The sequence below is a fragment of the Pinibacter aurantiacus genome, from assembly GCF_019130065.1.
GTDB lineage: Bacteria > Bacteroidota > Bacteroidia > Chitinophagales > Chitinophagaceae > Pinibacter > Pinibacter aurantiacus.
The window spans coordinates 108,884-133,899 of record NZ_JAHSPG010000001.1 but is presented as its reverse complement, the minus strand read 5'-3'; the positions used below and the strand labels follow the sequence as shown (position 1 = coordinate 133,899).

Below are 25,016 nucleotides of genomic sequence, written 5' to 3'. Positions count from 1 at the left end.
CTCATTCCCCTTCACGGTAAAATCCCTTCTTTCTGCAGTTTTTATTCATGATTAACTAGCATATTCAATTAAAGGCTTGTATCTTTTCTGCATAACTCTTTGCTTGCCAAGAAATATCGCCCGCTTCTGTGCCATGTTTTAAAAACATTCAATTTGCAAATACCTATGCAGTCTATGTTGGAGCCTTTTAAAGATCGTTATGGTAAATTTATCGTAGCGGCGATTTTGTTTATTTGTTTGCTGAGATTGTTTTTTATCGGAGAAATGGGCATGATGCCGCAAGACGCCTACTATAGTTTTTATTCGGACCATCTCGCTCTTTCTTATTTTGATCATCCTCCTGCAATTGCATACATACTGAGGTTGTTTATGACGATTTTCGGTCGACACGTATTTGTTTTGAAACTCGCCGACACAGTTGTTACCCTTCTTACCATTTGGTGCTTTTATAAATTGGCTTTTCGTTTTCTCGATAAGGAAAAAGTACCCACCGCAATAATCTTGTTGCTGAGCACATTCATGGTTACCATATTATCACTTATCTCAACACCGGATGTGCCACTGATGTTATTCTGGACCTTGTCTTTGCTTGCGCTGCATAATGCCATTTTTCGTGGAAAGAAATATTATTGGCTATGGTCTGGAATCTGCATGGGGCTTACGTTTGATAGTAAGTACACGGCAGTTTTTTTACCAGCGGGCTTATTCTTGTTTTTGATTTTATCACCTGCTCACCGCAAACAATTGCTTTCGCCCTGGTTGTGGATCGGAGCAGTACTCTTTGTGCTTACCATCAGTCCGGTTATTATTTGGAACGTGCAGCATGATTTTGCTTCTTTCCGTTTTCAATCGGAAGAGAGGATGAGCGATCCCGAAACATCGCGAATAAACATTTTCTACTTTTTTGGTTTGATAGGGCACCAGGCCGCTATATTGATGCCTGTGCTATTGACCGCATTTTTCATCTTGTTGTACAAAACCTTTAAGCAGTATAAACTACGTATTGCAAGTGTTCCGGCAGAAGAATTGTTCCTCCTGTGTTTCTTTTTGCCATTATTTGGCGGATTTATTTTGATTTCATTTATATACTGGATAAAGCTCAACTGGATAATGCCAGCTTACATCACCGGAATCATTTGGGTCACTAAATTCTTCAACAAAAAATGGTTGAAGGCACAGGTTGGTTTTGCATTGGTGCTGCATTTTGCGCTGGCGCTGGAAGTTATTTTTTATCTCGTTCCTGTTAATTCAAATGACACGTGGGTAGGTTGGAAGCAGCTTGCTCAGAAAGTTGAAACAGTAAGAAGCGCCTATCCCAATAATTTTATTTTTTCTGCAGACGGATACAAGACTTCAGCCGTGCTTAACTTTTACATGGATGAAATGGTGTATAGCAGTAACATTATTGGACAAGAGGGATTGCAGTTTGATTTTGTAAACAACGATTTAGAAACATTGAAAGGAAAAAACGCCCTGTTTTTCCGCTCCGATCCGCGCTTTAAAAATGTAGAAAAAGCGAATGATCAACCTAACTATTTATTGCCATATTTTGATGGCGTTAAAGAACTCGATCCCATTATTATAACTGACAGAAATGGAAAGACCATCCGGAAATTTTTGGTTTACGAATGCATGAATTATAAGCCGGGGAAGAAACTGAATAACTGAGTAACTGAATAACTGAATAACTGAATAGACTGAATAAACTGAGTGGTTCATAGTTGTTAGAAGGAAAGGGCACATGAAACCTATCAACTAACAACTCAATTATTCGGGATTTGCAAGGGCAGTTGAGAAAGCGGCTGTTTAAATATTTGATAGCCAATATGATTTTGCCATTTTCCAAAACCAGTCGTTAAAAATAATCGGGAGATCGTTTTTAATCGCAACTTTTGTATTTTTAAGAAGCCATCTGCGATTGAAATGGCGGATCAACTAAAATTTTAAAAACTACCCTGGAATGTTAGGCATCGGACTTGTTGGTTTACTGCTCATAATAGCCAATGTATTTGTTACTTACTTAGGATTAAAGAGCGATTCGTTTTACGAAAAGTATAAGTTTGAAGTTGAAAAGGTACTTCTGTACAAAGACTACAAACGGATTGTAACAGGCGGCTTTTTACATGTAAGCTGGTTACATCTCGTCTTTAATATGCTTTCCTTATTTTTCTTTAGCAAAAGCATTGAAACCGATCTTGGCCCTTTACAATTTTTACTCATTTATTTCGGTGGATTAATTGGCGGCAATCTGTTTGCATTGTACGTGCATCGTAATCATCCCGACTATAGCAGCGTGGGTGCTTCAGGGGCTACCTGTGGAATTTTGTTTGCGGCAGTTGCATTGTTTCCCGGCATGGGCATTATGCTTTTTCCTTTGCCGATCTCGGTTCCTGCGTGGCTGTATGGTTTGCTTTTTGTCGGCATTTCGGTGTATGGTATCAGGTCGGGCAAGGACAACATTGGTTACGAAGCCCATCTTGGCGGCGCATTGGTGGGCATGATCACGGCTATTTTGCTGAAGCCGTCAGTTGTGCCACATAACTATTTCGCCATCCTTGTGGTAACGGTTCCTACCATCGCTTTTATTTATATCATCGCAAAAAAGCCACACTTCTTAATGGTCAGCAATTTGTTTTACGATACACATAAAAATTATCGTTCGATCGATCATAAATACAATGCAGAGAGGTTCAACCGCCAGCAGGAGGTAGACCGCATTCTCGACAAAATAAGCTCCCGAGGCATGAAGAGTTTGACAAAGAAGGAAAGGGAAACGTTGAGGGAATATTCGAAGTAATTGAAAATGGTAGGGGCGAATTGTGATGGAGTTGAGAGTGGAGAGTTGAGAGTGGAGAATTGAGAGTTAAGGGTTATTGAGCAACTACCAACAACTCTCAACTCTCAATTCTCCACTCTCAACTAAGTAAATTTTCACATCAGCTTAACGATGCGCTAATTACTTTTAATAGCATAACCTCAAAGCCCCTATGACACAGCACGTATTCATAGAATCGCAAAAGTTCAAAGGCAAGTTGATGTATTTTGTCTTTATGCTTTTAGGAAGCATTCTTGCACTATTTATTTATGCAGATGTTCAGCAATTGATTTTGGGTAGGCCATTTGGTGAAAAGCCTGCACCAAACGCTGTATTGATAACAGCGACATTATTTCTGTCGTTTTTGTTTTTCGCACTCATAGCAACCACATTGGAAACCACCGTAACACAAAAAGACGTAACCTTTCGCTGGAGGCCATTTCAAAAGAAGGTAAAACAATTTAACTGGAGTGACATTGCAAAAGCAGAGATTGTTCACTATGGTTTTGTTGGCTATGGATTGCGCGTTACCTCGCATGGATTGGTTTACACAGCCGGTGGAAATGCAGGCTTAAAGCTTGTATTAAAATCCGGCAGAAAAATAATTATCGGCACACAAAGGCCGGAAGAGCTCGAGGAGGTTTTAGCTCAATTGAAAATTGAAAATTGAAAGTTGAAAATGGTAGGAGCTTCATGTTGAGGAATTGAAATCGTTAGCCGTTAATTTTCAATTTTCAACTTTCAATTTTCCATTGGCTTCACCCTTCGCATATTTCTCCGGTTGTGGCTTTGCATTCTTCCAATGTTTCATAAGGGCCACTGCATCCTATCCACGAGCCCTGCACTTTTTTAAAACACCAGTATGTGCCATCTACTGCCATGTCACACACGCACTTGCTGGCACCTCTCAATGCGGGTGCTGCTTTTTTAGGCGCTGCTTTTTTAGGTTTTGCTGCTTTTTTTGTAGCCTTCTTCGCTGCTTTTTTTCTTGCTGCCATGATGGTTAATTTTTTAGATAAATGGTGGGACAATGTCTGAATCGCAAGGCGGTTGTATCCCCAAATATTTTAGGTATGTTGAACGCTGCGTATTTATTTCCTCCAATCTTATTGGCATCTTCTTCGATGATTTGTGTTATGTCAAAGTACTCAACCGGCTTGCTCAAGGATGGTAATCCGGTAGTGATGAAGGTAACAGCCGCTTTGCCCGTTTCACATAGGACAAAGACAGAATTGTCGTTCGTTACCTGTAATTCCCTGCTGAACCTTATCTGAGAATTGGATGCTGTGGGCGTGCTGAAATAGGCCGGCCCGAAACTTTTACAAACTATAGAAGAAGGCGATTCCTTTCCGGGTTTATATTTTACGGAGAAATAAACCCACATATTCTTTTTCTCACCTTGTATATTGGCTAAAAAAAGATGTTGCTGATCTGCATAGCTTGGAATGGCTGTAACATAAGGCAACGTGGTGATCTGGTTTTGAACAGCAAAGTCGATAATGCCATCTTGTTCAGTTAGCCGCTGGATAAATATGGTTTCGTATAGCTCTATTTTAATAGGATCAGGCACAAGGTTGGTGGAAATAATTTTGCTGAAGAATTTATCATTCAGATGTTTGTCTTCATTGAATGTCTGCGGCTTAAGGCCACTGCAGGCAACGAAAACAAGCGAACAGAATGCTAGAATAAATATGTTACTTTTTAAAATAAACATTTGATAAGTTATTAAAGGTTGCACCTAGATAGATTTTTGTTGGATCAGTGTTGGGATGCAGTGCATATCCTCCTAGCGTATGAATAATGTCCTGTAACCCGAAAGGAGTTCCGCCTCTGCCAACGAGACAACCAAGCACGCCTATGTCCACAGCATAACCTTTCGTGAAGTAGATTTTTAAATTATAGGACGAACTGTTGTAGGAACCATACCGTTCTTTTTTACGATTAACAGAAGAGTCTTCCGGTATATACCTTGGAACGTTTATGCCCAGCATTGAAGACATTTCATACAAAAGAGGTTCGTAGCCGGTGAATTGATCAAAATTGAACTCGACCGTATTATAGCTTTGCCTGTTGTGAAAGTAAATACCAAGTCCACCCGTCCACCATCGATCAAAATTGTCGGCCAGGGGCACGTAGTTGAAAGGAAACGCACCGTCATTTGCATAGTTAATTGTTACACCCGGAAATGATAAGCTTATCGATCCAACAGTTTGGTTACGATGGTGATTGTTAACTATGAAATTGGCAGACATTAAACCGACGAAACTCTTTTGTACACCTACGTTGTAGTACGATGCATTATTGATGGTGCGGAAATATTTGATGTAGGACAAATCACTGCCACCACACACACCTACGCCAAACGAGTTGGCAAAATCAAGCTGAATGTCATTTACAAGCGGATTAGTATTTGCCCCCAGGCTTTTTGTGTAGATGGCAATCGACGGCCCATAGTTAAATACCCAGGTGCTTTTGTAGACGCCAGTAACATTGAAACCGCCAAAAAGCTTAACCCCGGCAAATTGTTGTCCTTTGCTATAGTTGAGGTTCAGCGTGCATCCAAAGTTGAACTGACTGGTATATTTAACTTCCTCCTTTTGCGAAGTTGCAGCAGTACTCGTTAGCATGGTTAGCACAACCATGATCGATTTTAGTGAAGCGATTTTTGCGATGGTTGAGTTAGGCATTCGTGCGGATTGAGGTGCAAACTATAAGATGAGTGTCTTTTAAAAATGCAGGAGGCGTCATTGCCGCAGAATGTATTAAAGGCGATTGCGAAAAGAGATGTAATCCTTTCATAGTTAAAGTTTAGAAGGTTGGTTGTAGAAGAGAGGAAAAGCACTTATGAAAGTATGTAGATCAACGGGAGAGGATTGTTAATACAAATTATAGATCAACAATCATAAATGCAAGAAAATTAACGGTTTTATTATACCTGATGAATGTTAAAACCTGCAAGGACATATCTGCAAGAGATCGGTTCCGGCGGAAATAAATATCAATTTGACACTTATTTGACATAATCTGTTTTATTTATGCCCGGTGCCCGCTGTGAATGATTTACCTTTGCGGCAAAAATTAAAACGCAATGGCAATGATAAAAGCAAAAGCATTATTGTTTGACATGAACGGAACAATGATAGATGACATGGCATATCACGCCAAAGCCTGGTATAATATTCTGAATGATGATCTGCAGGCCGGGCTCACTTACGACGAGGTGAAGAAAGAAATGTATGGTAAGAATGACGAAGTGCTGGTGAGAATTTTCGGTCCTTCAAAATTCAGTGTGGAAGAAATGACAACGCTTTCTATTGAGAAAGAAAAACGCTATCAGCAGGAATATCTTCCTTTCTTAAAATTAATTGATGGTTTAAATGAGCTGCTGGTGACCGCAAAGTCACAAGGAGTAAAAATGGCGATCGGTTCTGCTGCCATTCCTTTTAATATTGATTTTGTGCTGGACAACCTGCACATCCGCGAATATTTTCCTGTAATTGTAAGTGCAGATGATGTGGCCATCAGCAAACCCCATCCTGAAACATTCACGAAAGCTGCTGAGTTGCTGGGTGTAGCACCGGAAGATTGCATTGTGTTTGAAGATGCGCCAAAAGGAGTTGAAGCTGCCCAAAACGCAGGGATGCAATCAATCGTGTTAACCACCATGCATGAAAAAGAGGAGTTCGCACAGTATTCCAACATTAAGGGATTCATTAGAGATTATACGGACCCGCATTTAATTTCGCTGCTGTAGAGACGCATTGCATGCGTCTCTGGTGCTGCACCCAGTTCGTGCAACATTTCTTTTAACCACAGAGTAAAAGAGATTTTTTTCACAGAGGAAAGGAGAAATTCCGAAAGTTTAAAACTGTCTTTATAAATCAAGGTCGCCGCACAGCGACCTTTTTTAATTTTTCCTTTCTTTGATTGCTACGCCCTTCGATAAGCTCGGGTTGACACTCTGCGCAGGCTGTCTGGCTGAGCTTGTCGAAGCCTTCACATAAAAAAAGCCCCGATGTAGACACATCGGGACTTTTGGTATTTGGAATTGATTAGTTTCTGAAGCAAATATAGGTAAAAAATCGACTTTAGAAATTCTACCAAAGTTAATTTTTCAGAATATACGTGTTAGCTGGTAAATTTCCTGTTGTACTTACGACAGATAATTCTTTTTTAACATCTAACTTCTTGTTAACACTTACTGGTTCTTTTGTGTGATGCACCTGGGCCAGTGTAGGCGCAATTACCAAAGACACAATTGACATCAATTTGATCAAAATATTCATTGATGGTCCAGATGTATCTTTAAATGGATCACCTACAGTATCACCAGTCACAGAAGCTTTATGCGGCTCTGATTTTTTGTAATAAGTTTCTCCGTTAATTTCCACGCCTTTCTCAAAAGATTTTTTTGCATTGTCCCATGCACCGCCTGCATTGTTTTGGAACATACCCATCAACACACCACTTACAGTTGCACCGGCAAGGAAACCACCCAATGCCTCTGGTCCTAAAATAAAACCCATCAGCAGAGGAGAGATCAACGCAATGGCACCAGGCAACATCATTTTTTTGATAGATGCATCAGTAGAAATGGCAACGCATTTTTCGTACTCAGGTTTTCCGGTACCTTCCATAATGCCTGGAATAGTACGGAACTGGCGACGAACTTCTTCCACCATGCTCATAGCAGCTTGTCCCACCGCACGGATGGCGAGAGAAGAAAATACAAACGGAATCATACCGCCTATGAATAACGAAGCCAACACATCGGCTTTGTAAATATCAATACCCTTGATTCCTGCAACACCAACGAAAGCGGCAAACAATGCCAGCGCCGTTAACGCAGCAGATGCGATCGCAAAACCTTTACCAGTTGCAGCGGTAGTGTTACCAACAGCATCGAGCACATCGGTTTTTTCACGCACTTCTTTAGGCAATTCGCTCATTTCAGCAATACCACCCGCGTTGTCTGCGATTGGTCCGAAAGCATCGATAGCCAATTGCATCGCAGTAGTTGCCATCATACCGGCAGCAGCAATCGCCACACCGTATAATCCGGCAAAAGCATAAGAGCCATAAATACCGCCCGCCAAAACCAGGATTGGAAGGAAAGTAGATTCCATACCCACCGCAAGACCGCCGATAACGTTTGTCGCGTGACCAGTGGCTGATTGTTTAACAATACTCATCACTGGTTTTTTACCCATTGCTGTGTAATATTCAGTGATGATGCTCATTAACGTACCCACCACCAAACCGACAACGATAGCGCCGAATACATCATTACTGGTGAATTCAAAACCTCTCAATGTCATTGGCGTATCCGGAAGAATATGTTTTGTAAGGAAGAAAGCGGCAATAGCGGTTAAAATAATAGAACCCCAGTTACCCATGTTCAATGCTCTCTGAACCGCACTGGTACTGATACCTGCAGATTCTGAAATGCGAACAAAGAAAGTTCCGATGATAGAGAACAGAATACCCACGCCGGCAATCACCATTGGCAGCAGGATAGGAGAATATCCGTTATAAGCGTCTTGTGCAATGGTTTCCTGACCCAATACCATTGTTGCTAAAACCGTTGCTACATAGGAACCGAAAAGATCGGCACCCATTCCCGCAACGTCACCTACGTTATCACCCACGTTATCTGCAATGGTAGCAGGGTTGCGCGGATCATCTTCCGGAATTCCGGCTTCTACTTTACCAACAAGGTCAGCTCCTACGTCAGCAGCTTTGGTATAAATACCGCCACCAACGCGGGCAAACAATGCGATAGATTCTGCACCGAGTGAAAAGCCTGTCAGTACTTCAATAGCACGCGTCACCATGTGATCGTTTGCCATTGCATCCGGAGCAAATATGTGTACAAGAATAATAAACAAACTTCCGAGGCCAAGCACCGCAAGGCCGGCAACGCCCAGACCCATTACAGAACCGCCGGTGAAAGAAACGTTCAATGCTTTAGCAAGGCTGGTTCTTGCGGCCTGTGCTGTACGTACGTTGGCTTTGGTGGCAACACGCATACCGATAAAGCCTGCCAGCGCACTGAAAATGGCGCCCAAAACAAAAGCGATGGCTATTGACCAGTGGGATTCGGGGTTACGGCTTCCCATAAAGCCGAGCAAACATGCAGCGATTACCACAAAGTAAGCCAGTATCTTATATTCTGCCTTCAGAAAGGCCATTGCACCCTCAGCAATGTATTTGCTGATTTCCTTCATTCGGTCAGAACCGGCATCCTGCTTTGAAACCCAGGCGAATTTTATAAAAGTGTACAGTAGTCCTATTGCGCCCATGGCAGGAACCAGATAAATCAGTTTGTCCATACAAGTTAATCGTTGTTTTAATGTGGTTGTAATATATAATTCTATAAATATAGGCTTTGCCGATTAAGTTGTGAAACTGCGGGCCAATTTTGTTTGGGGATTTTTATCAGTTTTATTTCAAGCAAAAATTCCTATGAAGTCAATATATTGGCGTCTATTCTCATCATATTACATTATATTTCGTACTGCGAATTTGGTTTATCCCTAAGTTTGCGCGGGCAAACCAATTAATAATTAATAATTAGTAATTAATAGGGTTGCAGTCACTTGCAGAGGTGGCATCTTGCTTTTAATGCTGGTGATTTGTGATGTCGACGTAGAAGGGAGAGATCAAAATATTAAAGAGGTAAAATATTAATTACTAATTATTAATTATTAATTCGCCTTTCAGCGTTTTACTAATAGAATCGAATAAAAATACATTCCTATGTTTCGAATAGACGATAAACATGCCGTAGTAACAGGAGCAGGAAGCGGGATCGGGAAAGCTGTAGCATTGGTATTTGCCAAACAGGGCGCCATTGTACACGTGCTGGATGTGCAGGAAAATGCAGCGCTGCAAACAGTAAATGAAATTACATCTTCCGGAGGAAGGGCGCAGGCACACGTGTGTGATGTGACCAACCAACAACAGGTTACTGCGTTATTCAATGCAATTGACAAGGTGGACATCCTTGTAAACAGCGCGGGTATATCTCACATCGGTCGCGCCGATACCACAAGCGAAAGTGATTTTGACAAAGTGTATTCGGTGAACGTGAAAGGTGTTTACAACTGCTTGTTTGCCGCCATTCCGCGAATGAAAGCGCAAAAGGGCGGAGTTATAGTAAACATGTCTTCCATTGCAGCAGTAGTGGGCCTTGCAGACAGATTTGCTTATTCCATGAGCAAGGGCGCAGTGTACGCAATGACAATGTCTGTTGCAAAAGATTATCTTGCAGATAATATCCGTTGTAATTCCATAGCGCCGGCAAGGGTTCACACACCTTTTGTAGATGGATTTTTGCAAAAAAATTATCCCGGCCAGGAAAAAGAAATGTACGAAAAGCTGTCTAAAACACAACCTATCGGCCGCATGGGCAAACCAGATGAGATCGCTAATCTCATTTTGTTCCTTTGCAGCGACGAAGCGGGTTTCATCACCGGCTGCGATTACCCGATAGACGGCGGCTTTATTAAGCTAAACACGTGATAGAACAGAACGCAGATTTTCAAGATTGTCATGATTTGCCAGGATTTTTTGAAGAATCATTGCATTTCCCAGACTCTATAAATTTGTGTTCGATTCAATAATAAAATTTAGAACGTAGTATAAAAAGAAGAATCATAACAATCATGACAATCTTGAAAATCTGCGTTCCCTCTCTCAAAAAAATCATTCAATGAAACTTATTCGTTACGGTAGTTTTGAACAGGAAAAAACAGGTGTTATCATCAACGGTGTGCAATACGATACATCTGATTTTGGTGAAGATTACAATGAAAAATTTTTCGCAACAGACGGTCTTAAGCGTCTTGCAGAATTTGTAGAAAAGAATAAAGGTTCTTTAAAAGAAATTCCTGCGGGAAGCCGCCTTGGAGCGCCGTTGGCAAGACCATCTAAAATCGTGTGCATCGGATTGAACTACGCCGATCACGCGAAAGAAACAGGCGCTGCATTGCCTCCGGAGCCGGTAATTTTTATGAAATCAACAACTGCATTGTGCGGGCCATACGATGAAGTGGTTATTCCAAAGAATTCTGTGAAAACAGACTGGGAAGTAGAACTTGCGGTTGTTATTGGCAAAAAAGCTTCCTATGTGGAAGAGAAAGACGCGATGGATTATGTGGCAGGATATTGTCTTCACAATGATATCAGCGAAAGAGAATTTCAATTGGAAAGAAACGGTACCTGGGATAAGGGTAAAGGTTGCGATACCTTCGCACCAATGGGCCCATTCCTGGCCACTAAAGATGAGGTTAAAGATGTAAACAATCTGCGTCTTTGGTTAACACTCAACGGCAAATCCATGCAGGACGGCAATACTTCCAACTTCATCTTCAATGTAGCAGTTGTTATTGCTTATGTTAGCAAATTCATGACCCTGCTTCCGGGTGATATCATTTCCACCGGAACACCTGCCGGAGTAGGTTTGGGAATGAATCCGAATGTGTACGTTAAGCCAGGAGATGTAATGGAGCTGGGGATTGATGGATTGGGCGTTTCGAGACAAGTGGCGAAAGCGTGGACGAGGTAATTAATAATTAATAAAGAATAATTAATAGGCGGTTTGCGAAATTGATTGTTGCATCCGCTGAGTATTAACCCTGATAGGTTTCAAAAAAACTGTCAGGGTTTCTTATTTTTTTGAAAATCCTGAAATAGCAGCGACCATATCTAAATGATATCACAAATGCAGGAAGGGTACCAAGAACATCCGCTGACACACCTATTAATTATTCTTTATTAATTATTAATTGATATCCCGGCCTGTAATATTTCAATTACTTCTGTTACAAACATTAAGAATCATTTTCTGCGCCAATAAAGTACACGGAATCAATTTCTTCTGTACTTTTCAGGCAGAATGGTATTTTTGTCCAATTTTAAAAAAACAATTGAATGTCGTCCCATCAGCTTTTTGTACTATTTCTTATCTCGATTTTACTGGTTATGCTGCCCGCATTTGGTATAGCGGGGATGTTTAAAAAAGCAGGAGTTCCTACCTGGAAAGCTTATGTACCTTTTTACAATACTTATGTAATGCAAAAGTTGGCAGACAGGCCCGTACATTGGGTTTACTGGCAATTTATCCCCATCGTGGGCTGGTTCATCACCATGGGCATTTTTATAGAGTGGGTAAAAGTATTTGGCAAGTTTGCATTTTGGGAACATGCTGCAGCGGCTTTGGTGCCGTTTCTTTATTTCCCCTACATCGCAGCCAATAAAGACGATCGCTTTTTAGGCTCCGCAGTGGTAAAGAAACACAGAAAATCAACGTCACGTGAATGGATCGACGCCGGTATTTTTGCGGTAGTGGCTGCTACACTTATCAGGACATTTGTTTTTGAGGCCTATACCATTCCTACCGGTTCAATGGAAAAAACATTGCTCATAAACGACTTCCTGTTTGTAAGCAAATTCAAATATGGTCCGCGCATTCCGAATACGCCGCTGGCAGTGCCTTTCGTGCATCATACCATGCCATTTGGCAACGGCAAATCTTATACAGAAATTGTAAAGTTGCCATACATTCGTTGGTTCGCATCTCCGGTTAACAGAAACGATGTGGTCGTTTTCAATTTCCCGACAGGAGATACCGTAATCAACAAAGAAGAATTCCAGTCGAAAGATCCGTATTATGACGTTGCCCGCCGCTTAGGTAACGGTGACATCAATATTGGTCGAAATATCATACTGAACGATCCTGAAACATATCCGCTGGTTATTCGCCCGGTAGATAAAAAAGAGAATTACATTAAAAGATGTGTAGCGATTGCAGGTGATACACTGGAGATTAAAGAGGGAGTTGTGTATATCAACGGCCAACAAAATTTTATTCCGCCGCAATCTGAAATTCCTTACGAGATCGAAACTTCAGGTCAGCCGCTGGATCCGCAGATCATGAAGGACGAATACAATATCGACATTGAGAATCCGGAAGAATTTCAACCTTACGGTGGCAACAAATTTACAATGTTGTTAACGCAGGAAGCGATAGATAAAATGAGAAAGAACGGCCTTGCAAAAACGGTAAAACCACAGTTGCAGCAGCCTTCGGACATCCCTGCGCAAATGTGGGGACAGGTGACCTGGCCATACGACACACTGCACAAATGGACAGTTGATGATTTCGGGCCGCTGTGGATACCTGCAAAGGGCGCAACGCTTACTTTGACGCCGCAGAATTATTCCGTATACGAGAGAGCCATCCGCACCTACGAAGGCAATAAGCTGGAAGTGCGTGACGGCAAGTATTACATTAACGATGTTCAAACCAACCAGTATACATTTAAAATGAATTATTACTGGATGATGGGAGATAACCGCCACGGTTCACAGGATTCCCGCTACTGGGGCTTTGTTCCCGAAGATCACATAGTAGGTTCCGCATCATTGATATGGATGAGCTGGGAAAAAGGAATCAGATGGAAGAGATTGTTTAAAACGATTAAATAGTAGAACATAGAACGCAGATTTTCATGATCGTCATGATTTGTTATGATCTTTTGATTTGAGATTGTTAGACTGTTAAGGTGTTAAATGTCGTCATGGCAAACACACAAATTCTTAAATCATAATGATCATGAAAATCTTGAAAATCTGCGTTCCGTTCTCAAAGTACTATCATGGAGCAAAAACACATAAACCTCGTTTTCGAAAAATATAACTCCATAAACGAGTTGCAACCGGATGATGCTTTGTTGCTGCGGAAGGCAATTGAGGCAACCGGTCTGGCATATGCTCCTTATTCAAAATTCAATGTGGGCGCCGCGGCAAAACTTGCCAACGGCGAAATTATAGTAGGAGCCAACCAGGAAAATGCTTCGTACCCTGTTGGCATTTGTGCTGAACGAACATTGCTGTCAACTGCGTCTTCTCTATTTCCAAATGTGGCCATCAATACCATGGCGATAAGCTACAAGAGCGCTGAGTTGGAAAGCGATCATCCCATTACTCCCTGTGGTGTTTGCAGGCAAACATTGCATGAGTTTCAACTGCGCGTAAAGCAAAGTATGCGATTGATTCTCGCAGGTGAAACAGGCGAAGTTTACATATTAGCCGATGCGGATATTTTGCTGCCATTATCATTTTCTGCGACCGATTTACAATAAAGTTTCATTTTTTACGTTACCGCTATATCCTCACGAAGTTGTTAGTTGTGAGTTATGAGTTTTTGAGTTGTGAAAACGGCTAAAAACCTATATCCATAAAAGAATCGTGATTTTTTGACTGCATTACCCAATAATGTCCCTTCCCTTATAGCCGTTATTAAAACTATCTGGCTGCTTACCTGAGTGGTTTTTAAAAGTTTGTTTGGGCCTTGTGTAAAAAACTGGCTTAAAAATTGTTTAGCGAGATATACCGTTAATAAATTATGAAAAAATTACTCATCCTTTTAATCACAGTACTCCCTCTGTTATCGATGGCTCAGCCATTTCATGTTACGTTGTTTGGTGGGTTGGCAAACTACCAGGGAGATCTGCAGGACAAGCGATACACATTCAGTGGTTCCAAGGCCGCATTTGGCCTGGGCGCGCAATATGATTTGAATAATCACCTTTCTGTAAAAGCAGGAATGATGTTCGGTAAAATTGGTGCCGATGATAAGAACAGCGACAACTTCTATAGAAAAGCACGTAACCTTAATTTTCAAAGCAACATAACGGAAGGACAGGTTTTGGCGCAATATGATTTCTTAGATCTTTCTGAGAAAAGATTAAGCCCTTATGTGTTTGCCGGCATTGGTTTTTATCATTTCAATCCTTACAGCTATGATACATTGGGCAGAAAAGTTTTTCTTCAGCCATTAAGCACAGAAGGACAAGGTCTCGCGCAATATCCTGACAGAAAAAATTATCATCTCACACAGTTCACCATTCCCTTTGGTTTTGGCTTACATTTCAAACTGGCAGACAACCTCGTTCTTGGTTATGAAATGGGCTTCAGACCTGCTCTGACAGACTATCTTGATGATGTAAGCAGAACATATGTTGACCATGATGCATTGCTTGCTGCAAAAGGTCCGCTGGCAGTTGAAATGGCCTATCGTGGCGGTGAATTAAAAGACGGAGATCCCACATATCCTGTAGATGGTACGCAGAGAGGCGGCGCTAACAGAAAAGACTGGTACTATTTTTCTGGCTTCTCACTGAGCATCGGCATTGGCAATAACGGCCGTGCACCGAAAGGATTGGGTTGCCCAACGAGAGTTTATTAGTAGTTGAGAGTGGAGAATGGAGAGTTGAGAATTAATTGACCGTAGGGGCGAATCGCATTCGCCCAATGTATCGAATCGTATTCGCCCGATATTTCGAATAGCATTCACAATCCGGTTTCCAATAATTTTCAATTTTCAATTTTCAACTTTCAACTTTCAATTAATTAAAGCCTTATCGCAAAAAAGTCAATGAAGTTTTTCATTGACTTTTTTTATTCTACATGCAGGACGCATAACGCTTAATGCCTAGAGCAAAAGACCTCCCATTTTCTTGTCATTTGAATACTTATCGGCAAGATCTGAATTTCAACTAGCTTTAAGCATTGGGCATTAAGCGTTCCGCATAAATCTACAGCACAATAAACAACATTCCCGTCAACACCGGCGTGCCATTCTTTAAATCAATTACGTAGGAATAACCACCCATAGGGCATGGTTTGCCTTGAAATTTTCCATCCCAAATTGGCGAATCGGCTCCGATGGCCGAAAAAACACATTGGCCAAACCTGTTATAGACCTTTACTGTAGATGTTGGATAGACCTGCAATGATTCGAGGCGCCAATAGTCATTTGCCCCATCTCCATTTGGAGAAAATGCATTGGGTACGATGAGTTTTTTAAATACTTTGACAAAAACATCATCGGTGGCTGGGGGGCAATTATGCGTTGATGTTACGACCAGGGTATAAGTAGCATCTTTCGAGGGGTTCACGGTTGGCTGCAAGGTGGTTTCGCCGGAAATGTCCGTAAGCGGTTGCCAGCTATAACTGATATCATCACCCGAAGCGGAGCCGTTTAGTGTGATATATTGCCCCTCTAATATTTTTCTGTCGGGACCAGCATCAGCAATGGGATTTTTCCAAACCGTTACTATAACGTCATCAGAGCCCGTACATCCGTTCACGTCAGATGCAGAAACATGATAAGTCGTCGTTTGAGTTGGAGATGCGACAGGATTTGCAATACCTGAACTTGATAATCCTGTTGGTGGCGACCACACATAATTGGCGCCGCCGGTGGCTTGCAGGTTGGTCGACTCACCGCTGCAAATAGCCACATCTTCACTGGCAGTTATTACCGGCAGCGGATTTACTGCTACATCGACAGAGCCGGTCGTGGAGCAGTTATTGTTATCAGTATAAGCTAGTTTATAAGTTCCTGCGTTAACCCCGTGTGCCGTCAATGTTGGGTTTTGGTCGATTGACGTAAAGCTGTTTGGCCCTGTCCAGGCGAAACTTTTGCCTGCATTGGCGGAAAGTTTCAGTGTATTGTTATCACAAACCGGACTGTTGGAGCCGATGCCCGTCACCGGAATAGCATTAACCGTAACAGTTACCACGTTCGATACAATTCTGCACGCTGATGAATTGATGTTCCCCAGTTCTGCAGATGCGATACGGTATAGAGCCACACCTTTTCCGGCTGGAGTGAAATTAAGGGTAGTGGTAGTAGCGCCGGGAATATCTGACCATGTAGCGCCATTATCGATACTTTTCTGCCATTGATAAGTGGGATTGTTATAACCGGACGTAACGGTTGCCTCCAACTGTACCGGCGATAACGCATTCTCGCATTGATTCACGCTGGAACTGTGGGTTGTTGCGTCTCCTGCATTCAACATAGGACCGCAGGCACGAAAGGTTATATCATCCAACGCCAGGTCATTTCCGCAACCGCCATTTGCGTTGTTGGTCATTCGGATCACTACCTCTTCAACATTTGTGGGCGTTTTAAAGTAAAGACCGTATTGTTTCCAATCAGGCGATGCAGTCGAATGAATTTGGCCTGTCGAATACGAGCTGAGGACAGTGCCTGTTGTGGTTTCTATTCTGAAGGTCAGATCCGGCTCTTGCGCAACACCCGGTCCGCCGCACGAGCTTTGTGCATTAGTAAGCAAGTTTACTATCCAGGCTGCAAATTCGTATGTGGTGTTTCCACACAAACCCGTAACCTTTTGCGTGTAAAAATCCTTAGGATTGAAGTCTGCATTTACCACCATCATATAGCCGCTCGCATCGTTAGGAGTATGATTTCGGACAGTGTGCCAGGTGCCGTTAAAACAGTTTTGAACCAAGTTGCTGATGGTATAAGAACCATCGCCGGGACAGCCGCTTGTTATGTAAGTGTAAGTAGTAACTGAAGAGCTTAACGCCGGCCCCGGATTGCTGCCGCTGCCAAAAGTAATGTTCACCACGGGATCGCCAAGGCTGCCGTTGCACAATTGTTGGGCGAATATTTGCGGACTAAGAAATAGAATTACAATGCACGAGATAAACAGTCTTTTCATGGCAGCATGTGGTCGGGTGTATTAACAAACTTACAAATTATTAATTTGAAAATTTGAAGATTTGAAAATGAAATGTGCGATATTTTTTAATGAATCGGGCTTTTTGTTATATATAAGTTAATTGGGCATTCAAGGGAGTATGACTTGAGATTTAATGTGTGGCGGCGAAATATGAGAGAAGGAACGCCCGCCCGAACGACTTCAGTCGGGCACGCAGATTTTCATGATTGTTGATGATTTGAAGTTTGCGATTGCTGGTTAAGTCAAATTTCAAATCAAAAAAATCTTGACAAATCATGAAAATCTGCGCTCTCCCTCATTTTCAAATTTTCAAATCTTCAAATTTTCAAATTGGGTACATTTGCAGCCATGGCATACAAAAATCAGCAGGAATTTATACAGGCGCTTGAAAGTGCAGGAGAATTGGTTCGCATTAAGGAATACGTGAATCCGGCACTCGAGATAGCAGAGATAACAGACAGGATAAGCAAAAGCGGCAATGGCGGTAAGGCATTGTTGTTCGAAAATACAGGCTACGATTTCCCCGTACTTATGAACGCATACGGCAGTGAAAAACGCATGTGCATGGCGCTGGGCGTAAATCACCTGGACGATGTAGCGAAAGAAATTGAAGGGCTGTTTAAAATGCTGTCCGCTCCAAAGGAAAACATTATCGACAAACTGAAATTGTTACCGAAGCTGAGCCAGTTTGCCAGCTGGATGCCCAAAGTAAAAAGCGGAAGAGGCGAGTGCCAGGAAGTGGTAATGGCGACACCGGATATCACAAAACTGCCGGTGATTACCTGCTGGCCGAAAGACGGCGGCCCGTTTGTGACCCTGCCGGTTATTCATACAAAAGATCCCAACACCCATTCAAGAAATGTGGGTATGTATCGCATGCAGGTGTTTAGCCCAACGCTTACCGGCATGCACTGGCACAAGCACAAAGTGAGCGCGAAACATTTCAGCGAATATAAAAAGTTGAACAAAAGAATGCCGGTGGCGGTGGCACTTGGCGGCGACCCGGCTTATGCGTATAGTGCAACTGCACCATTACCGGAAAATGTAGATGAATACATGTTGGCCGGCTTCTTACGCAAGAAGAAAGTAGAGCTGGTGAAATGTATCACACAACCTGAAATAGAAGTGCCTGCCGATGCAGACTTCATCATAGAAGGGTATGTTGAGCCAAATGATGAACTGATTTGGGAAGGACCGTTCGGTGATCATACAGGCTACTATTCACTGCCAGACTGGTATCCGCGTTTTCACATCACGGCTATTACACATAAAAAGAATGCGGTTTATCCTGCGACCATCGTTGGTATTCCACCACAAGAAGACGCATGGTTAGGAAAGGCGACAGAAAGAATTTTCCTTGCACCGATCAAAATGACGATGGTGCCGGAAATCATTGATATGGATATGCCGATTGAAGGTGTGTTCCATAACCTGGTGATTGCGCAGATAGAAAAATCATATGCCGGACAGGGACAGAAAGTAATGAACGCCATGTGGGGAGCGGGGCAAATGATGTTCAACAAAATTTTGGTGCTGGGAGACCAGCATGTTAAAATACAGGACTACAAAGCACTTGCGAAATATGTGTTCGCCAATTTAGACGTGGCAAACGATGTGATCATCAGCACCGGCCCGATGGATGTGTTGGACCACAGTTGCAACAAACTGGGTTTTGGCGGTAAGATCTGTATTGACGGTACCAAAAAAATGGAAGAAGAAATTGAAGATTGCAATTGGTTGGCACCTGCCGCATTTGCTTTGAACGAAAACACACTTCTCCAATTGTATCCTGAAATAAAAAGCGTGAACACAGCGCTGCTGAAAGATGGTATTGGCTGCATTATTGTTTCCGTGGAAAAAGATAGAAGACATCACGTAAAAGAGTTGCATGAGCAGCTTTGCAAACTTCCTGAAATGGAAGGCATCAAAATGATCTTGTATGTTGAACATACGGTGGACGCGAAAGATCTGCCAACTGCATTGTGGCGTTTCTGTAACAATCTTGATCCAAAACGTGATTCGTTCCTGGTGAAAAGAGATTCGCTTACGCAAACCGGCAAAACCTTTGCCTGCCTTGGTCTGGACGGTACGCGCAAAACCAAAGAACTGGACGGCTTTCAGCGTGACTGGCCGAACATTATCGTCGCCGCAGATGAAACCATCAAATCAGTAGATGAAAAATGGAGCAAGCTTGGTTTGGGAGCATTTCTTCCATCACCATCTTTAAAGTACAAGGGACAAATGTATGGCGAAGAAGCGGTAGTGGAGTAACTGATTGACTGAATAACTGAATAACTGAGTGGTTGATATTTGTACTGAGTAACTGAATTTGAACTTTCAGTTATTCAGTTACTCAGTTATTCAGTTATTTCCTCGCTACTTGCGTGTTTTTGTTCGTTGGGGCATGCTTAACCGGTGTTAAAACATATCCTTGTTTTTTCAACAAATTGATGACGCCCAAATCGCCCGGAAGGTGCGCTGCGCCTACGGCAAAAAGACATGGCGTGGATTGAATGATATCATTAATTTTTACCGCCCAGTTTTTATTGCGGTTGTATAAAAGCAGGTCGAGCGATTGATTGATATCGTCCTCCTTCATTACCATTTCCTGGATTTTAGTAAGGTCCTGGCTCCTGTACACATCCTCCAGATCGGTGTCATCATTACTTTTAACATCAATACTATCAATCATCTTCACCAGTTCATCAGCCTGCGTCTTGTAAGGAATACTGTCAAAAATACTCGCCTGATATGCCGCCGTTTCAAGCCCCTTTATTTCCTTGCCTTTTTTCTTAGCGTAGGTCATGATCACTTGCTCCATGCCGTCTTTCTGCGGGCAATCCATTTTTTGTTCAGACAACAGCGATGCAATGAAATAAGGTTTGAATTTCTCCATCATGCTGAATGGGATCATAGACGGATTCTTCGTGAAATAATCCTTCACTTTTTTGTAGTCACCCTCACTCAGCAAGTCCGCCAATTTCTGATTGCCATTCATGCGAATGTATCTCAATGCACCCATCATCTCCATCATGTTGTCCATGTCAATTTCAAAATACACTTTGTCCGTGGTTCTGATGACATATTCCAGCGAGTCACTCAGCTGCGCATCATCGGCGCAGAGAATGTGCATGGTTCCAAAAAGATAAGAAGGATGGGCTAGTCCGTGACCGCTAATTTTCCAAAGCAATGTATTGGCCAAAGGTTCATTTTTAACGGCGGCAGATTTATTGTTAGATTTCTGTGCATACAGCCCCAGGGCCACGGCACAGAAAAGGATGAACGCGGTGATTTTTTTCATACTTCTAATTTACGGAAAATGGAACGCAGATTTTTAAGATTATTATGACTGGTGATGATTTGAGATTTGAAGTTCGTTGAGTTTGATGTCCCTCATTTACCACTAAGGCACTAAGTGCACTAAGTTGCACTAAGAAGTATCTAAATTTAAAACAACCCTTAGTGGAGCTCAGTGGACTTAGTCCCTTAGTGTTGAACCGGGGAGGTCGCATATAACGAATCTCAAATCAAAAGATCTTAACAAATCATGACAATCATGAGCATCTGCGTTCCCTTTCATTTTCAAATTAATCATGTCTCATCCCTTCCGCCACTTTAAAAATATGCAGCACATAGGGGAACAGCGCCTGCATTGTTTCTTCGGCGCCGCGAGTGGAACCGGGTAGTGTTATAACGAGTGTGTTTTTAATGAAACCTGCAACGCCCCGTGAAAGCATAGCGTATGGAGTACGTTGTTGCCCATAGCTGCGGGCCGCCTCCATAATGCCGGGAATGGCACGGTCGAGTAGTGGAGTAATAGCTTCAGGAGTTACATCGCGGGGCGACAAACCCGTGCCACCCGTGATGAGAACGAGGTTGTAATTCTCTTCGCTCAGTTGTAAAACTTTTTCCTGGATCAAGGAAAACTCATCAGGAATTACCCCGTAATAATTTGTTTGCAAACCATGGTGCTGCAATATCTGCATGATGGCTTTGCCCGCACTGTCTTTCTTTTCCTGCGCGGCAATACTATCTGAGCACACAACTACCGCACACAACAATTGCTTGTTAAGGCGATCGCTATAATCTGATTTGCCGCCTTTCTTGTTCAATAATTTTATATGGCTGATCTCGATTTCTTTATCAATCGGTTTCAGCATATCGTACATTGTTAATGCCGTGAGAGAGGCTCCGTGCATGGCTTCTACTTCCACACCGGTCTTGTAAATCGTATGAACTTCCACTTCGATGATGATATTGAAACCGTCAATCGTGTAGGTAATGTTTGCAAACTCAACGGGCAAAGGATGGCAGTCAGGAATCAGGTCACTTGTTTTTTTAATTGCCAGTAAACCTGCGGCACGGGAAAACTCAAACACATCACCTTTAGGAACCTGCCTGTTCTTGATGGCCTCGATCGTTTCCTGCTGCGACACGCTCACAACCGCTTGCGCAATGGCTTTGCGAAGACTGTTGACTTTGTTTGTGATGGTTACCATGCTTATTTATTTTGCTTCCACTGATAGGATTCGTTTTCAAATATCTCTTTTCCCCACACCGGCAATTCTGCTTTGATCCGGTTCACTACTTCTTCGCATGCGTCGATGGCCTCTTTTCTGTGGGCAGAAGAAGTGAACACAAATAAACATATTTCTCCGGCGTTTACAATGCCGAGGCTGTGATAAATATGCATACAGGTAAGCGGATATTTTGCAAAAATTTCTTCACGGATCTCATGCATTTTTTCCAGCGCCATGTCTTTGTATGTCGTGTATTCAATAGCCGCAACTTGTTGCTCATTGATCACATCTTTTCTCACCTGGCCGAGGAAAATACTGTGTGCGCCAATCTCCGTTTTTGTTTGATGCTTGCCAATGCTATCTGCGATCATAGCAGGAGGGATGGCTCCTTCAATAAAAATATCTTTGGGTTTATGCATGATCCATTTTGTTTAATGTGAGCCAGTTATTGAGACCTCCTTGCAGGCTAATAACATTCTTGTATTTCCTTGAAAGAAGCGCCGCTGCTGCTTTGCTTCTGTGTCCGGATTTGCAAACCACCACAATGGTCTCGCTGTTGGGTAGTGCCATGTTTTCATCAAAAACACTGAATGGCATTTGGATACTTTCAAGGGCCGGCGTTTCATTCAACTCATATTCTTCGCGAACATCTACAACAATGGTGCCCGGTAAATTGCGTATTTCGTCGAAAGAAGCGATGTCAATTTCCCGAACAGAAAATACATCGCAAACTTCGCCGTAATCAGCATTCTCAAGTGCTTTTTCATCAGCAGGCAAAAACGAAGCTGCCAGTAGATTTGCTGAAATGTTGAATTCGTACAGGCTGTTGTGCAGCATATTGTAAGTGATCAATTTGCCAGCAGCAACTTGTCCTATTCCTGTTATTATCTTAATCGCTTCTGCCGCTTGCAGACTTCCTATAATCCCCGGCAACACGCCAATAACGCCTGCTTCGTTGCAATCAGCAATTTCATTTTCTTTTGGTTGTTGCGGAAACAGGTCTCTGTAGGTAATACTTGTATTGTAGTTGAAAACGGCCAGCTGTCCTTCAAATTTTAAAATACTTCCGTAGATCAGCGGTTTTCTGAGCAGGTAACACGCGTCATTGACAATGTATCGTGCCGGAATATTATCTGTTGCATCAACTACCACATCATACAAACGAATGATGGGCAAAATGTTTTTGTTGTCCAGCCTTACAATGTGCTGATTGATTTTTACAGTGGAGTTCATTCGCTGCAAAACATCGGTAGCAGCTTCCGCTTTTAATTTGCCAACGTGCTTTTCTGTGTATAAAATCTGGCGATGCAAATTGTTGAGAGCAACAACGTCATCATCCGCAATGCCGATCTCACCAACACCGGCTGCCGTTAAATACTGCAATACCGGGCAACCCAGACCACCGGCACCAATGACCAATACCTTTGCCTGCAACAGTTGTTGCTGCCCCTGATCACCAATTTCTTTTAGTGCGGTCTGACGTTCGTATCGTGTTGTTTCTGTCATTGATAAAATGTAGAGACGCATGATAATGCGTCTTTGTGCGGAGGCGCATTATTATGCGTCTGTATGGAATCATCCGCCGGAAAATGGCGGCAATAATGCCACCACAGCATTTTCATTTAAAAGGGTGTTGGCTATTATCGTGTTCTTATCAACTGCAATTGTATAGCGAACATGCTGCAGAGCAGGGAAAGCCTTCTCCAGCGCAAGTTTAAGCGCATTGGTATCCACTACATGATCGAAAGAAAATGTAGTGCCGGTGATTTCCGCTACTTGCCCGAATGCTAAAATTGACAATCCCATACAACTGTTTTTATTGAACGCTTTTAACCTCGATTGAAGCTACCGATTTAGAGAAACGCCTTCCGGTGTTGTAATCACTCGGTGTAATGATCGCTATCTTATCTTTCATTTGCGAAAGTTGCTGGCCATCTTTATCTGTTACAATGTAAGTGGCGTCGCCGGTGGGCGAATTAAATAATTCGTTCCAGGAATACACCACTGTATAATCATCGGTACACTTTACAACGATGCAAAACTCGCTGAACTTTTTAAAATTGCTTTCATCAAGTTCCACCTTTGCCAGCAAGTCCTTTAACAGCACACCTTGTACATTCAATAACGTATCTTTCGGTTTGCCTTCATGGTTCTTTATCACTACGTTTCCCAAAGTTACTTTCTTATAAGCAGAAAGCGATGCCGGCGTAATAACCATTGGTGCTTTTATATTTCCCTTCACCACAATACTATCACTTGTTGCAAATGTTTTTTTCTGCGCAAAACCGATTGAAGCAGACGCCAACACTAAGGCCAATGCAATTATCAGGTTCTTCATTATTAATTTCTAATTATTAATTATTAATTGATTTCCTATGCTTTTGTAAACAACAGTTTGTACGCCGCAATTGCCAGTGCACAAGACAAAATGCCGCGCAAAATTGTTTGGTCAAATTTCTTTGAGCCCATGTATGCGCCTGCGAGTCCGCCCGCAAATGCAATGGCTACATACAGGTACATGTCCTGCGTAAACTGGATGCCTTTTGTAAGTTGCCCCATCAATCCGGAGACCGAGTTTACAAAGATGAATATGGCGCTGACTGCAGCTGCTTGTTTTTGGTCCGCCCATTTCAATAGCAACAACACGGGCGACAAAATAATACCACCACCAATGCCAATCATTCCTGAGAGTAAACCAATAACACCGCCAATCAACAATGAAAGGCCAATGCTGTTTTCTTTTGTTTCGGTGGTTTGCAACTTGTTGAAAAACGTAAACCTGATGACGGGTATAAGCAATAACAGCCCGAGAATTCTTTTGTAAGAGGTGCCGTCTACCGACATCAAACCACCCACGTAAGAAAGGGGGATAGATGCTAGTGCAAACGGCCAGAACAACCGCCATTTAAAGTGCCCGCCGCGGTAGAATTGTATGAATGAAACCATGGACACAAACAGGTTCAGCAACAAAGCTGTGGGTTTCATAACAGCAGGAGCGAAGCCGAATACCGCCATCAAGGCGAGATAGCCGCTGGCTCCGCCATGACCAACAGAAGCATATAAAAAGGCAACAATAAAAAGTAAGCTGTAAAATACCAGTACAAGACTTTCCGACATTCT

At 42.5% G+C, this 25,016-nt stretch carries 22 protein-coding genes; 10 read left to right on the top strand and 12 right to left on the bottom strand.

The genetic code is table 11. The features are described from left to right. Positions 1 to 165 precede the first annotated feature (165 nt). From KTO63_RS00560 to KTO63_RS00550, 3 genes are all read left to right on the top strand, one after another. On the top strand, positions 166 to 1,668 hold the full coding sequence (locus KTO63_RS00560; RefSeq protein WP_217789168.1) for an ArnT family glycosyltransferase: 1,503 nt from the start codon (positions 166 to 168) through the stop codon (positions 1,666 to 1,668). A gap of 292 nt (positions 1,669 to 1,960) precedes the next feature. Further along, positions 1,961 to 2,797, top strand: coding sequence for a rhomboid family intramembrane serine protease (locus tag KTO63_RS00555; protein ID WP_217789167.1), 837 nt, complete (start codon positions 1,961 to 1,963; stop codon positions 2,795 to 2,797). Between the two features lie 190 nt (positions 2,798 to 2,987). Beyond that, entirely contained in the window at positions 2,988 to 3,485 is a 498-nt protein-coding gene (locus KTO63_RS00550; RefSeq protein WP_217789166.1) for a hypothetical protein, read from the top strand. An 88-nt stretch (positions 3,486 to 3,573) separates the two neighbouring features. On the opposite strand, the gene KTO63_RS00545 is transcribed toward KTO63_RS00550, so the two are convergent. From KTO63_RS00545 to KTO63_RS00535, 3 genes are read right to left on the bottom strand one after another with little or no spacing between them, the layout of a single operon-like run. After that, complete coding sequence (locus tag KTO63_RS00545) at positions 3,574 to 3,813, bottom strand: hypothetical protein (RefSeq protein WP_217789165.1); 240 nt, start codon at positions 3,811 to 3,813, stop codon at positions 3,574 to 3,576. A 5-nt stretch (positions 3,814 to 3,818) separates the two neighbouring features. After that, positions 3,819 to 4,529 (bottom strand): hypothetical protein, encoded by a 711-nt coding sequence (locus tag KTO63_RS00540; protein WP_217789164.1) that lies wholly within the window; start codon positions 4,527 to 4,529, stop codon positions 3,819 to 3,821. Continuing rightward, the gene (locus KTO63_RS00535; RefSeq protein WP_217789163.1) at positions 4,510 to 5,502 is read right to left on the bottom strand and encodes a hypothetical protein; all 993 of its coding nucleotides are present in this window, start codon (positions 5,500 to 5,502) and stop codon (positions 4,510 to 4,512) included. The genes KTO63_RS00540 and KTO63_RS00535 overlap by 20 nt, the downstream gene beginning before the upstream one ends. Before the next feature lie 407 nt (positions 5,503 to 5,909). On the opposite strand from KTO63_RS00535, the gene KTO63_RS00530 reads away from it, so the two are divergent. Continuing rightward, complete coding sequence (locus KTO63_RS00530) at positions 5,910 to 6,569, top strand: HAD family hydrolase (RefSeq protein ID WP_217789688.1); 660 nt, start codon at positions 5,910 to 5,912, stop codon at positions 6,567 to 6,569. 352 nt (positions 6,570 to 6,921) lie between these two features. Here KTO63_RS00530 and KTO63_RS00525 read toward each other — a convergent pair whose 3' ends face one another. After that, a complete protein-coding gene (locus KTO63_RS00525; protein ID WP_217789162.1) occupies positions 6,922 to 9,147 on the bottom strand; it encodes a sodium-translocating pyrophosphatase in 2,226 nt (741 codons plus the stop codon). A 427-nt stretch (positions 9,148 to 9,574) separates the two neighbouring features. On the opposite strand from KTO63_RS00525, the gene KTO63_RS00520 reads away from it, so the two are divergent. From KTO63_RS00520 to KTO63_RS00500, 5 genes are all read left to right on the top strand, one after another. Further along, the gene (locus KTO63_RS00520) at positions 9,575 to 10,339 is read left to right on the top strand and encodes an SDR family NAD(P)-dependent oxidoreductase (protein WP_217789161.1); all 765 of its coding nucleotides are present in this window, start codon (positions 9,575 to 9,577) and stop codon (positions 10,337 to 10,339) included. 190 nt (positions 10,340 to 10,529) lie between these two features. Then, positions 10,530 to 11,384 (top strand): fumarylacetoacetate hydrolase family protein, encoded by an 855-nt coding sequence (locus tag KTO63_RS00515; RefSeq protein WP_217789160.1) that lies wholly within the window; start codon positions 10,530 to 10,532, stop codon positions 11,382 to 11,384. 365 nt (positions 11,385 to 11,749) lie between these two features. Beyond that, a complete protein-coding gene (locus KTO63_RS00510) occupies positions 11,750 to 13,306 on the top strand; it encodes a S26 family signal peptidase (protein WP_217789159.1) in 1,557 nt (518 codons plus the stop codon). Positions 13,307 to 13,473: 167 nt separating this feature from the next. Further along, on the top strand, positions 13,474 to 13,962 hold the full coding sequence (locus KTO63_RS00505; RefSeq protein ID WP_394371616.1) for a cytidine deaminase: 489 nt from the start codon (positions 13,474 to 13,476) through the stop codon (positions 13,960 to 13,962). Positions 13,963 to 14,225: 263 nt separating this feature from the next. After that, positions 14,226 to 15,068 (top strand): DUF6089 family protein, encoded by an 843-nt coding sequence (locus KTO63_RS00500; protein ID WP_217789157.1) that lies wholly within the window; start codon positions 14,226 to 14,228, stop codon positions 15,066 to 15,068. A 349-nt stretch (positions 15,069 to 15,417) separates the two neighbouring features. On the opposite strand, the gene KTO63_RS00495 is transcribed toward KTO63_RS00500, so the two are convergent. After that, positions 15,418 to 17,355, bottom strand: coding sequence for a gliding motility-associated C-terminal domain-containing protein (locus tag KTO63_RS00495; protein WP_217789156.1), 1,938 nt, complete (start codon positions 17,353 to 17,355; stop codon positions 15,418 to 15,420). Between the two features lie 369 nt (positions 17,356 to 17,724). Between KTO63_RS00495 and KTO63_RS00490 the strand changes: the two genes are divergently transcribed. Beyond that, positions 17,725 to 19,647 carry a menaquinone biosynthesis decarboxylase gene (locus KTO63_RS00490; protein ID WP_217789155.1) on the top strand — a complete coding sequence of 641 codons (1,923 nt, stop codon included), beginning with the start codon at positions 17,725 to 17,727 and terminating at the stop codon, positions 19,645 to 19,647. A 94-nt stretch (positions 19,648 to 19,741) separates the two neighbouring features. Here the strand turns inward: KTO63_RS00490 and KTO63_RS00485 are convergent, their stop codons facing one another. The 7 genes from KTO63_RS00485 to KTO63_RS00455 all read right to left on the bottom strand — a co-directional run bounded on the left by KTO63_RS00485 (position 19,742) and on the right by KTO63_RS00455 (position 25,013). Continuing rightward, positions 19,742 to 20,677 carry a TraB/GumN family protein gene (locus tag KTO63_RS00485; RefSeq protein WP_217789154.1) on the bottom strand — a complete coding sequence of 312 codons (936 nt, stop codon included), beginning with the start codon at positions 20,675 to 20,677 and terminating at the stop codon, positions 19,742 to 19,744. A gap of 286 nt (positions 20,678 to 20,963) precedes the next feature. Further along, the gene (moaCB, locus tag KTO63_RS00480) at positions 20,964 to 21,875 is read right to left on the bottom strand and encodes a bifunctional molybdenum cofactor biosynthesis protein MoaC/MoaB (protein ID WP_217789153.1); all 912 of its coding nucleotides are present in this window, start codon (positions 21,873 to 21,875) and stop codon (positions 20,964 to 20,966) included. Positions 21,876 to 21,877: 2 nt separating this feature from the next. After that, the gene (locus tag KTO63_RS00475; protein WP_217789152.1) at positions 21,878 to 22,315 is read right to left on the bottom strand and encodes a molybdenum cofactor biosynthesis protein MoaE; all 438 of its coding nucleotides are present in this window, start codon (positions 22,313 to 22,315) and stop codon (positions 21,878 to 21,880) included. After that, positions 22,308 to 23,402, bottom strand: coding sequence for a HesA/MoeB/ThiF family protein (locus tag KTO63_RS00470; RefSeq protein WP_217789151.1), 1,095 nt, complete (start codon positions 23,400 to 23,402; stop codon positions 22,308 to 22,310). The genes KTO63_RS00475 and KTO63_RS00470 overlap by 8 nt, the downstream gene beginning before the upstream one ends. A gap of 69 nt (positions 23,403 to 23,471) precedes the next feature. After that, a complete protein-coding gene (locus tag KTO63_RS00465) occupies positions 23,472 to 23,702 on the bottom strand; it encodes a MoaD/ThiS family protein (RefSeq protein ID WP_217789150.1) in 231 nt (76 codons plus the stop codon). Positions 23,703 to 23,712: 10 nt separating this feature from the next. Further along, positions 23,713 to 24,234, bottom strand: coding sequence for a molybdopterin-binding protein (locus tag KTO63_RS00460; RefSeq protein WP_217789149.1), 522 nt, complete (start codon positions 24,232 to 24,234; stop codon positions 23,713 to 23,715). 35 nt (positions 24,235 to 24,269) lie between these two features. Continuing rightward, positions 24,270 to 25,013, bottom strand: coding sequence for a sulfite exporter TauE/SafE family protein (locus KTO63_RS00455; protein ID WP_217789148.1), 744 nt, complete (start codon positions 25,011 to 25,013; stop codon positions 24,270 to 24,272). Between the last annotated feature and the right edge of the window lie 3 nt (positions 25,014 to 25,016).